The following is a 10,953-nucleotide window of genomic DNA, read 5'->3' as shown; positions in this document are numbered from 1 at the left end:
GTGCGACAGCGTCGCAACACCCGCGGAGACTGCCACCGGGGAACCGATCGCCGTGCCATTCGACTTGAACTGCACCGTACCCACAGCATTGTTCGGAGCCACGGTCGCGGTCAGATCAACCGCGCTGCCCGTGATCGCCGTAGCCGGAACCGAGAGCGACGTCGTCGTCTCCACATCCACCGGAGCCGAAGCAATGCTAATTGTCGCAAGCGGACCCGCGCCGGCATTGAGCGGTGTGGTGTCCTTGTTCTCGCGGGGCGAGCAACGGGTCGGCGCCCACTGTGTACCAAGGAAACTCGCCTTTGCGAGCTGAGTGCTGAAGTTTTCGCTGGCACCGAGGTTGCCGGCCGTACCCGCGGTCCTCACCTTCGGTTGGATCACTCCCGTCGCACCAGCGACCATTGTCACGTCGACTGCGGGAAGCCGGAACCAGGTGTCTCCGTTGCCGTTTGTCGAGCCATCGAGGTTCTTCTTGGACTTCGGTACTCGAATACCTCCCTCCGAGTTGGTACTCGTCGTCGGACTGTTGCCGATCACCTGGTTGTTTCCGGACAGCCGAAGGATCCCGCCGCTACCGTCGACGTTGCCAGAGTCGTTGACCCTGAGAACGTTCGGTGCGACGCTGTCGAGTCCGACCGAGGTGCCCGCGACGACGGCTGCGGAAACGAACGTCGCGTTGGCCGGGATTGCGTAGTCGACCTTGAGACGTGACAGGTTCGTAGTCGTCGCGCCGGAATCCTTGTCCGGATACGACGTTCCGCTCGGCTGAATTCGGTAGGTGAAAGTCTCGCCGGGTTGGACAGAAGCGGGTGCGTCGACCGTGATGAGGTTGTCGGTGACCTTGTGGACGTCTCCGATGATGGAGCCTGCGACACACGCTGTTTTGAAACCGGTGGTCGAGATCGCGGCGGATGCGGGCGTGCCGATCAGCAGCATCCCCGCGACCATGGCGGTTCCGGTTATGGGCACGGCGAATCGCCGCAACTGAGAGATTTGGGGCATGGGCACTTCCTTCGGAAGGGCAAACATAAGCAGTGGATTCGGACAAAACGTGTGCGCGCCGTCACAACATAACGAAAAAACTAGTACGCGTACTACTTTTGGCAAGACACTTGTCCAATTCACCCCGGACTCACCCTCACATCACCTGACGGGGGATGGAAAAGCAGGGTATGGAAGCCCGATTGAACGCAAAACTAACGCCAAAGCGGTCTATCGACAACGCTTTTGGCGGTCAACTCGTCAATCGGCGGGAAAAATTTGATATTCCGCCAGTTCAGAAAAAGTTCCAAACCTACCAGTACGAAAGTACGAATCAGGGCCGCGACGGAGTCCGTCGCGGCCCTGATGGTGTTGGTTCAGCGTGTCAGCGAAGCACATCCGTGCCGACAAACGGCACCAATGCCTCGGGCACTCGCACCGAGCCGTCGGCCTGCTGATGATTCTCGAGAATCGACACGATCCAGCGCGTCGTTGCCAGGGTGCCGTTGAGAGTGGCAGCCGTCTGCGGCTTGCCGTTCTCGTCGCGGTACCGAACTCCGAGGCGGCGGGCCTGGAAAGTCGTGCAGTTGGACGTCGATGTCAGCTCGCGGTAGGTGCCCTGCGTCGGAACCCATGCCTCGCAGTCGAATTTACGCGCAGCCGAAGAACCGAGATCTCCGCCGGCGACGTCGATCACGCGGTAAGGAACGTCGATGGCCGCCAACATGTCTCGCTCCCAGCCGAGGAGACGCTGGTGTTCGGCGTCGGCATCCTCGGGACGGCAGTACGTGAACATCTCGACCTTGTCGAACTGATGGACACGGATGATGCCGCGGGTGTCCTTGCCGTAGCTTCCGGCCTCGCGGCGGAAGCACGACGACCAACCGGCGTAGCGCTTAGGGCCTTCGTTCAGTTCGAGGATCTCGCCCGAGTGGTAGCCGGCCATGGGTACCTCGGAAGTTCCGACGAGGTACAGGTCGTCATCCTGCAAGTGGTAGATCTCGTCCGAGTGAGCACCGAGGAAGCCGGTACCCGCCATGATTTCCGGGCGTACGAGCACCGGCGGAATCATCATCGTGAATCCGTTGGCGATCGCCTTCTGCGCAGCCAACTGCAGCAGTCCGAGCTGGAGCATGGCTCCGTAGCCGGTCATGAAGTAGAAGCGCGAACCCGAAACCTTGGCGCCGCGTTCCATGTCGATCAGGCCGAGCGACTCACCCAGCTCGAGGTGATCCTTCGGCTCGAAGTCGAACTTCGGAATCTCACCGACGTGTTCGAGCACGATGTAATCGTCCTCGCCGCCGGCCGGCGCACCTTCTTGTACGACGTTGGAAATCGCGCGGTGTGCGGAGTCGAGCGCGGCCTGCGCCTCGTGCTGCGCGGCCTCGGCTTCCTTGACCTTGGCCGCCAGTTCCTTGGAACCCTCGAGCAGCGCGGGACGCTCCTCCGGAGATGCCTGTCCGACCTTCTTGCCGAAGGCCTTCTGCTCTGCGCGGAGGTTGTCTCCGGTCAGAACGGCAGCGCGTCGGGACGCGTCGGCTTCGAGCAGAGCGTCGACCAGTCCTGGATCTTCTCCACGGGTGCGCTGCGACTCGCGGACGATTTCGGGGTTCTCACGGAGAAACTTGAGGTCAATCACGACTTCGAACTTTACCCACTCACCGCAGCTCGCCGACGGTCACGTCCACGTCGGAGAGGGGGAGATCACGATTCGAGCAGACTCAGGTAGTCCTCGCGTCCGAACATCCGAGCCGCGTCGACGGCAGTCGGGTGTCCACCTTTCGGGTCGGCTCCCCCGCTCACCAGCGCTTTCACCACCGCATCCTCGCCCTTGAAGACGGCTCCGGCGAGGGGTGTCTGGTTCTTGTCGTTGGGCCGGTTGACGTCGGCGCCGCGCTCGATCAAGGCAACGACGGCGTCAGCGTGACCGTGATACGCCGCCAACATGACGAGCGTGTCGCCACTCTCGTTGGTCAGATTGACGGGAACTCCAGCATCGACGTACGACGCCAGCCCGGCCGCGTCGCCGGTTCGTGCCATGTCGAAGAGCCGGCCCGCCAGCTCGACAGCCTCGGGATCGAGTGGGGTGTTTTCGCTCATGACTACAAAATACTCACAGACGCGTTTGTGAGTTTTGTAGTGAAGGTTCGATATCGCCACGGCAACAGGCATGATGGAATCGATGTCCGAAGACAAGATCGAGAAGTCGCCAGATCCGGCAGATCCCCAGGGGACGCCGGCGAAGAAAACTGTCTCAGCGAGTCGCACCCGTCGGGTCCTGGCTGCCGTGGCGGTAGGTGCGGTGGTCGCCGCGATCGCAACGATCGCGATTTCCGGTGGATTGAACAAGGACGACTCGTCCTCGGTCAGCGTCAGTGGTGGCGGTCCAGCAGCGACGGGATCTACTCGCGACGACGCCTTCACCGCGGCGGCCGCCGGCGACTGCCTCAACTGGACGCCTGCGACCGAGTCGGGCGGAGACCGCACGGACATGTCAAAGGTTCAGTGCGGAACTGAACACCGCTTCGAGGTTGCCGGACCACTCGACCTGTCGGTGTTCCCCGGCGCCGAGTTCGGCCCCGGCTCCCGGTACCCGGGCGCCCTTCGATTCGCCGAACTCCGCGACGAGCACTGCACACCCATCGTCATGTCCTACCTCGATTCGAAGTTCGATCCCAAGGGCAAGTTCAGCGTCGGCCTGATGTTCCCGAGCGAATCGGGTTGGGCTTCGGGCGAGCGCGCACTGCGTTGCGGCTTGCAGTTCTCGACCACGACCGGCGAACTGCAACCGTTCGTGGGCCGCGTGGCGGACCAGGACCAGTCGAACGTGTGGGACGTCGGCACGTGCATCGGCATCAACCAGAACCTCCCGACCGATCCGGTCGATTGCGCGAAACCGCATGCATACGAGGTTATTTCGGTGATCGACCTCGGCACTCAATTCCCGGGCGCAATGCCGTCTGTCGAAGATCAGGACCGTTACCTCGAGGGCGTCTGCACTCAGGCGTCCAACGAGTACCTTGGTTCCGCAGACGCGCTTCGCGACAAGACACTGACGCTGTTCTGGGACAACATTTCACTGGAAAGCTGGTTGGCCGGTAGCCGCCGAGTCAATTGTTCGATCGGCAAAGAGGTCGAAACCGGTGGGTTTGCCGCGATCACCGGAAGCGCCAAGGGCGAAATCCTGATCAACGGCGCCGCTCCGGTCCCGCCACCCGCTGCACCGGAAGGTCGGTCGCTGCCGACGCCGTTGCCCGGCGCAGCTCCGCCGTCGTAAGCCATGACGGTGACTATGACGCCCGACCGGTTCGAGGAACTGGTCGGCGAGGCGCTCGATCTGATTCCGCCCGAACTTGCCAAGGCGATCGACAACGTCGTGGTGCTTGTCGAAGCACGTGACGAGGAAGAACCGGGGCTGCTCGGTTTGTATCAGGGCGTCGCTCTGACCGAGCGGGATTCTCATTACGGTGGGTACCTGCCGGACACGGTCACTATTTTCCGCGATTCGATACTCGACATCTGTGCATCCGAGGACGAGGTTGTTCACGAGGTTGCCGTGACCGTCATCCACGAGATCGCGCACTACTTCGGCATCGAAGAAGACAGATTGCACGAACTCGGCTGGGGCTGAGGGCAAAGTCGTCCGATTCCGGGGGAACCAAAAGCGGCCGGTATGCATCAAACTATGTGCGGGGGGATTTCTACGGCTGTGTGCACGACCTCCCGGCCACTTATCCGCCCTGGTCAGGAAGGAGTTCGGCACTATGTACGTCGACCCTCAAGCCCTAGTTGCCGCCGCAATGGAACTCGAGTCTGCGGCGACGCGATTGCGCGGAATCGTCTCTACTGCGCAGCCGACGCTACGCGTTCTCCCAGCCGGATCCGAGGAAGTGTCCGGTACCGCGGCAAATTACTTCAACACCATCTCGGACAGCCTTGCCTCGTCCACCGATCGGGCAATCGAGGAGCTCACCGCGGCTGCGGCAGCTCTGCGCAAGAATGCAGCTGCCTACGAGCTCGAAGACCAGCTCACCAAGTCCAGCCTGGCAGCCGCACCGATCTGATCGACAGAAATCGAATTCGGTAACTCGGCAACTCGGCAACACAGTCACACTTCCTGGGGGGAAGAACAATGGTCGGCATCACCGGCGTCATCTGGTATCCACGGGGCGCAGCACCCAACTCTGCAGCACTGGTCGCCGGGGCCGGGCCGGTCCCTCTCGGTGTGGCGGCCGGGGCCTGGTCCACCGTGTCGTCCGGACTGACCGACACCGCTGCGTCCATCTCTCGCGTGATGGCGGACCTTCGCACCGGGTGGTCAGGAGAAGCCGCGGATGCCGCGTTGAGCAAGTTCGCACCGTTCCAGGAATGGGCTGCCGCGGCCGCGCTGCTCGCGGGAGAAACCGCTGGTAAAGCCCAAGTGCAGTCCGGTTCCTACACCGTCGCCACCCTGGCCATGCCGTCCCTGGCGGAGATCGCGGCGGTTCAAGCGGCCAAGGTCGCCGCGTACTCCATCGGCGGGGCCCTGGTCGGCGGGGCTGCTGCCGCCGAGGCTGCCGAAGAAGCACTCAAAATTCGAGCGGCGGTGACGATGGAAACGTACGACGCCGCAACGACGCATCTGGCCGTGCAGCAGAACTTCGATTCACCACCGTCCATCGCGGAACCCACAGCTGGGGCATCCGCTTCGGCCGAAAGCCCAGGCAACGCCGCACGACAGTCCGTCGCGCAAGCGGCATCAACGCTCGCTGACGTAATCGCGGATCCCGTGCGCGCCGCAACCGCTGCTGTCGCATCCGTAGTTTCCAACCCGGTATTTGCCGCCGCTGCCTCACAGGCCGGTGCCATCTCCGGTGGAGCGTCGGCCGCCGTCAGTGCCGCGACCACCGCCGTCACGGGCGCCACCACTGCCGCATCAACTCTCGCGACGGCCGGAGCAGGACTCACCGGACTGGGCGGCGCAGGGCTCGGTGGCGCAGGACTCGGCGGCGCGAGACTCGGCGCTTCCACACCATCACTGTTCGGCACCCCCTCGGCGAGTCGGGCAACGGCACAGGTCAGCGCAGCTTCCGCGACCACCGGAGCCGGAGCATTCGCGGGCTCGTCGTCGAGCAGCAGCACCGGCCGGCACGCTCTTCCGGATCCCTCCACCGGCCAGAGCGCCGCGCGCCAGAACCCCGTGACCTCGCCGGTTCAGGGCACCGTCGATACCGTCAAAGTGGATCCGTCCCGAACCGCGGGCGGATCTGCGCCGATCGCCGGCGGCCGTCATGCGGCCCAATCTGAAGACGAGACCGAGCACGACACACCTGATTATCTGAAGCACTTCGAGCACTTCGCCGACGGCCGAACAGTCATCCCGTCCGTGATCGGTGGCGCACTCGAAACTGCAGAGCGTTGATGGTGGACCTCGGCACCTCACCTGATGGGTGGAATTTGCCTGTCGCCGCCCTCTCACAGGACGAAATGGACTATGTACGTGAGCGACTCGGGCTCGATGCGCTTCCCGTGGTTCTCGGTGGTGCGACGGTTCACGCCAGTGCGAGCGCTCACCGTATGGCGATGCAGTCCGCGGCAGATTCACTCTCCGAGCGCGATCTCCTCCCCGGCGGGGAGATCCATCACGAACTCAGCGCCCGCCTACGCGTCCTGACCCACCCCAAGTGGGAGTTGGCGCTGCGTCGGCATGTCGGTGGAAGGATTTCACGCCTCTGCGTCGCACAGGGCGAATTCCTTTGTGTCGAAGCAACTTCAACCGATTCTTCGTTCGCATTGTGCAGCGTCACCGCCGAACCAGCTGCACCCGTCGTCACCGCGCTCGGCAGCGCCGAAGCAATGCCGATTGCCGTGATCAACGCACCGACCGAGATGCTCAGCCTGGCATTCGGCGCCGGCCCGGATGCAGACAGCGTGACCTCGGCCTTGATCAACGCCGGGATACCCGAAGACGACGCGCGCCAACTGGGTAGCGCAATCGTCACATGCACCGCCTTCGCCGAATTGGTTGGAATACCACACAGTTTGGGAGCGACGACGCTCATGACCGGCGCAGTGACTGTGTACGACACCTTGGCCGGCCGGCTCGTGGGTTCGACTACTCGGGCTGCCGACGGCACCGAGTGGACGTCCATCAGTTCCGGAACACTCCATCGCCTGCGACAAGCCGTGAACGCGCTGGTAACCGAACTCGAGGAATCGACGCCGGAGACTTCCGGGTAACCTCGGGGCGTCCCTTCAACGCCCGGAGCCTTACTTCAGCATGCAGTTCTCGCGTCAACCGTCGTCACCGGGCGAACAAGGCTCGGTCGCCACGATCGACCGGCCGAACGAAGAACGGGCAACAACACCGCACCGACAAGACCTGAACGGACTGCGTGGCCTCGCCATCGGTTTGGTGGTCGTATTCCACGTGTGGTTCGGACGGGTATCGGGCGGGGTGGACGTCTTCCTGGTTCTGTCCGGATACTTCTTCGTCGGCTCACTGGTTCGACGCGCCGAAGCCGGGGGTTCACTCAACCCGGTCCCGGCACTGCGGCGGGTGTTTCTGCGGCTGTTCCCCCTGATCGCGGTGGTCAGCATTTTGACCGCACTGGGGACCGCGTTGCTGCTGCCACGCACACGCTGGGCCGATCTGGGTGATCAACTGATCGCGGTGCTCGGGTTCTTCCAGAACTGGCAGCTCGCCAGCACCGCAAGCGACTACCTGGCCGCTGACGGCTCGGTCACTCCCCTGCAGCACCTGTGGTCGATGGCCGTGCAAGGTCAGTTCTATCTCCTGGCCATCGCACTCGTCTCCGTGATCGCTTATGTGGCTTCACGCGTGAATCCCAACTATTTCCGCCCGTCACTCGCGGTCACCCTTCTGGTTCTGACCGCAGGATCTTTTCTCTACGCACTCGCCAAATCTTCGCGTCACCAAGCCTGGGCGTACTACGACTCCGGCGCCAGGTTGTGGGAATTGGCCCTCGGTGGTCTGCTGGCCGTTCTGATGACCAGCACGCGCAGTCGGCAGATCGCATCCCTGCCGTTCTCGGTCAGAGCGACGATCGGCTGGGCGGGGCTTTCGTCGATCCTGTTGTGCGGCATAGTGCTCGACGGCGCCCAGCAGTTCCCCGGCCCGTGGGCGCTGGTACCGGTGCTGGCCACTCTTGCGTTGATCCTGTCCGGAGTCGGCGACGACACACCTTGGACGTCGAAGACGCTCGCCCATCCGGCACTGACGTGGCTCGGCTCGTTCGCATTCGCGCTGTACCTGATTCACTGGCCGATTCTGGTGTTTGCACTCGTGATCACCGGACGCCCCGAAGCCGGCCTGCTCGGCGGGGCACTGATCATCGCCCTCTCCGTCGCGGGGGCGCTTGCACTCCGGCGCCTGGTCGAGGTTCCGGTGGAGCGCGGAGGCCGCTCGCGCCGGTACACCGTCCTGGCATGCGTCGTCACCGCTGCCGCGGTCCTCGCCGCTTCGGTCGCCTGGCAGTCGTACGCGAGCAGCCAGACGACGGGCCAGCGGGCGGTCGACACCCTCGACCTCCCGACCCATCCCGGCGCACTCGCGCTCACCGACGGTGCCGAAGTGCCCAAGGCGTCGATGGTTCCCTCGATCTTCGATGCGCCACTGGACCTTCCGGCCAGTACGCTCGACGGCTGTATCGCCGATTTTCTCGAGCGGGACGTCGTCCACTGCACCTACGGCGACGCCGACGCAGACAGAACCATCGCGCTCGCGGGTGGTTCGCACTCCGAGCACTGGCTCACTGCGCTCGACGAACTCGGCAAGAGTCACGGGTTCCGCGTCGACACGTATCTGAAGATGGGCTGTCCGCTCACCGTCGACTCCATGCAGACGTTGTCGGACAACGACTATCCGGATTGCGTCGACTGGTCGCGTGGAGTGCTGACCGAGTTGGCCGACGCCTCACCCGATTTCGTGTTCACGACGGCAACCAGGCCGAGTTCCGACGGCCCTGGTGACGTGACGCCCGAGTCGTACGTTCACGTATGGGAGGAACTGGGGCGCGACGGTATCGACGTCCTCGCCATTCGCGATACCCCCTGGCTGCACCACGACGGCGTCGCCTACCGCGCGATCGACTGTCTGGCGACAACCACGTCACCCGATCACTGCGCGATGCCACGGTCCGAAATGCTCAGCGACGTCAATCCGGCGCCGTCGGCAATTGCCGATCTGACCAACGTCCGCCTACTCGATCTCAGCGACGGTGTGTGCGGACCGGAGTTGTGCCGCGTCGTGGAGGGAAATGTGTTGGTGTATCACGATTCCCACCACCTGACAGCCAGCTACGTGAGCACACTTTCCGCTGAACTCGGGCGCCAACTGAGCGTCCAGACCGGTTGGTGGTGAAGCAGTCCGTCAGCCCATCACGTCGTCGGCGCCGGGGATGAGTCGGTGCTCGAACGGCGGGTTGACGGCTCCCCAGCATAGGCATTCCCAGCCGCCATCAGCTGAGGGCAACAGTTCGACGGTCTCGGTGTTGGCCAAGTGGTTGTTGGCTGCGAACAGTCCGGGGACACCGGCAAGCTGGGCGGCGACAAGACGAATCGCAGCACCATGACTCACCACGACGATGTCGCCGCCGTCTCGTGAGCCTTCCAGAAATTCTTCGCGCAGCGCATTGACGACGGGGACGTACCGTTCCAGGACGTCGTATCCCGTTTCACCGCCGGGAATGCGAGCGCCGAGGTTGCCGGTGTGCCAGTGATGGAACGTCTCCATGAACAGTCGGTGCGCGGCCTCGTCGGTGCGATCCTCGAGGTCACCGGCCTGGACCTCGTGCAGTCCGTCCCGCACATCCAGGGATACACCGGCGGCCTGCTCCACAAAACCTGCTGTCTGCCGGGCACGCAAAGCCAAGGACGATACGAGCGCCAGAGGAGGAGCCGAAGCCAGGCCGATGCCCAACGTCTCGGCCTGCGCCAACCCTTCCGGCGTGAGCTTTGCTCCGGGCAGAGCGGTGTCGAGACGTTTGGCGACATTCGCCTCCGTCTGACCGTGCCGAACGAGGATGAGCCTTCCGGTCATCGTTCTCCCCCTCCATGCTTGAGTTCGTTCATCCACCGAATCGCTTCTTCGTCCGAAGGAGGTTGTGGCCCGGTTGAATTCGCTGTCGCCCACGACCCCAGGAAGCGGACTCCGGATTTGCGATGCAGTGCACGCATCGCCTCGGCCACCAGCGAGTCCTCGACGTGTCCGACGCAGTCCACGAAGAACCGGTACGTACCCAATTCCGTTCGCATCGGACGCGATTCGATCCGAGTCAGATCGATACCGCGAGCGGCGAATTCGGAGAGTGCGCGCACCAGGGAGCCTGGAGCGTTGTCGAGGTGAAGCACCAGCGCGGTGCGATCGGCACCGGTCCGTTCGGGAACCGGAGCCGGCTTGGTGACCAGCACGAAACGTGTACGGGCGCCGCCCACATCGGCGACGTTGTCCGCCAGGCTGTCGAGTCCGAGCATCTGACCGGCCAAAGCCGTGGACACACCGGCGTCGACCGTTCCAGCCTGCACGTCCAGCGCCGCACCGGCGTTGGACGAGGCCAACACCACCTCGGCCTGGGGCAGGTTCTCGGCGATCCATCCGCGGACCTGTGCGCCCGCATGCGGATAGGCCCCGATCGTGCGGACCTGGTCGGCGGTCGTCCCGGCCCGAACCAGGATGGAGAAACTCACGTCCAGATCGGTTTCGGCAACGATCTGCAGGGGCGAACCGAGAGCGAGTGAATCGAGCGTCGGCGCTACGCCGCCTTCCACCGAGTTCTCGAAGGGAACTACGGCCCCGTCCACGGAACCGTCGCGAACCATGTCGAGAGTCGCCGGCGGACTGCCGGCCGGTACTCGCTCGACGGTTTCGCCGAACGCGCCCTCAGCCTCCAACTGGGCGAGAGCTATCTCCGTGAAGGTTCCCGACGGACCGAAATACGCGATTCTTGGCACGCCTAAAAGATTACGCATCGA

11 protein-coding genes are annotated in these 10,953 nt (G+C 63.7%); 6 read left to right on the top strand and 5 right to left on the bottom strand.

Annotated elements, in window-relative coordinates; genetic code table 11:
• The 3 genes from AC3WQS_RS14610 to AC3WQS_RS14600 form a co-directional block, all read right to left on the bottom strand.
• A partial coding sequence (locus tag AC3WQS_RS14610) for an Ig-like domain-containing protein (protein ID WP_492713134.1) occupies positions 1–1,002 on the bottom strand: 1,002 nt, incomplete at its 3' end.
• Between the two features lie 364 nt (positions 1,003–1,366).
• Positions 1,367–2,620 carry a serine--tRNA ligase gene (gene serS, locus AC3WQS_RS14605; RefSeq protein WP_003945400.1) on the bottom strand — a complete coding sequence of 418 codons (1,254 nt, stop codon included), beginning with the start codon at positions 2,618–2,620 and terminating at the stop codon, positions 1,367–1,369.
• 65 nt (positions 2,621–2,685) lie between these two features.
• Entirely contained in the window at positions 2,686–3,081 is a 396-nt protein-coding gene (locus AC3WQS_RS14600; RefSeq protein WP_003945404.1) for an ankyrin repeat domain-containing protein, read from the bottom strand.
• A 70-nt stretch (positions 3,082–3,151) separates the two neighbouring features.
• On the opposite strand from AC3WQS_RS14600, the gene AC3WQS_RS14595 reads away from it, so the two are divergent.
• From AC3WQS_RS14595 to AC3WQS_RS14570, 6 genes are all read left to right on the top strand, one after another.
• Positions 3,152–4,258 carry a septum formation family protein gene (locus AC3WQS_RS14595; RefSeq protein WP_019746391.1) on the top strand — a complete coding sequence of 369 codons (1,107 nt, stop codon included), beginning with the start codon at positions 3,152–3,154 and terminating at the stop codon, positions 4,256–4,258.
• A gap of 3 nt (positions 4,259–4,261) precedes the next feature.
• Positions 4,262–4,612, top strand: a complete 351-nt coding sequence (locus AC3WQS_RS14590; RefSeq protein ID WP_007736028.1) for a metallopeptidase family protein — start codon at positions 4,262–4,264, stop codon at positions 4,610–4,612.
• Between the two features lie 133 nt (positions 4,613–4,745).
• A complete protein-coding gene (locus AC3WQS_RS14585; protein WP_446837236.1) occupies positions 4,746–5,045 on the top strand; it encodes a PE family protein in 300 nt (99 codons plus the stop codon).
• A gap of 68 nt (positions 5,046–5,113) precedes the next feature.
• The gene (locus AC3WQS_RS14580; protein WP_408988817.1) at positions 5,114–6,382 is read left to right on the top strand and encodes a PPE domain-containing protein; all 1,269 of its coding nucleotides are present in this window, start codon (positions 5,114–5,116) and stop codon (positions 6,380–6,382) included.
• A 65-nt stretch (positions 6,383–6,447) separates the two neighbouring features.
• On the top strand, positions 6,448–7,200 hold the full coding sequence (locus tag AC3WQS_RS14575) for an ESX secretion-associated protein EspG (protein WP_492713135.1): 753 nt from the start codon (positions 6,448–6,450) through the stop codon (positions 7,198–7,200).
• 40 nt (positions 7,201–7,240) lie between these two features.
• Positions 7,241–9,343 (top strand): acyltransferase family protein, encoded by a 2,103-nt coding sequence (locus tag AC3WQS_RS14570; protein ID WP_029254190.1) that lies wholly within the window; start codon positions 7,241–7,243, stop codon positions 9,341–9,343.
• Between the two features lie 9 nt (positions 9,344–9,352).
• Here AC3WQS_RS14570 and AC3WQS_RS14565 read toward each other — a convergent pair whose 3' ends face one another.
• Positions 9,353–10,021 (bottom strand): histidine phosphatase family protein, encoded by a 669-nt coding sequence (locus AC3WQS_RS14565; RefSeq protein WP_021342432.1) that lies wholly within the window; start codon positions 10,019–10,021, stop codon positions 9,353–9,355.
• Complete coding sequence (gene pheA, locus AC3WQS_RS14560) at positions 10,018–10,950, bottom strand: prephenate dehydratase (RefSeq protein WP_031332654.1); 933 nt, start codon at positions 10,948–10,950, stop codon at positions 10,018–10,020. The genes AC3WQS_RS14565 and pheA overlap by 4 nt, the downstream gene beginning before the upstream one ends.
• Between the last annotated feature and the right edge of the window lie 3 nt (positions 10,951–10,953).

This window comes from Rhodococcus sp. FW305-130 (assembly GCF_058788335.1).
Note: the sequence above shows the minus strand (reverse complement) of the source record. Positions and strands in the feature narration are given on the sequence as shown.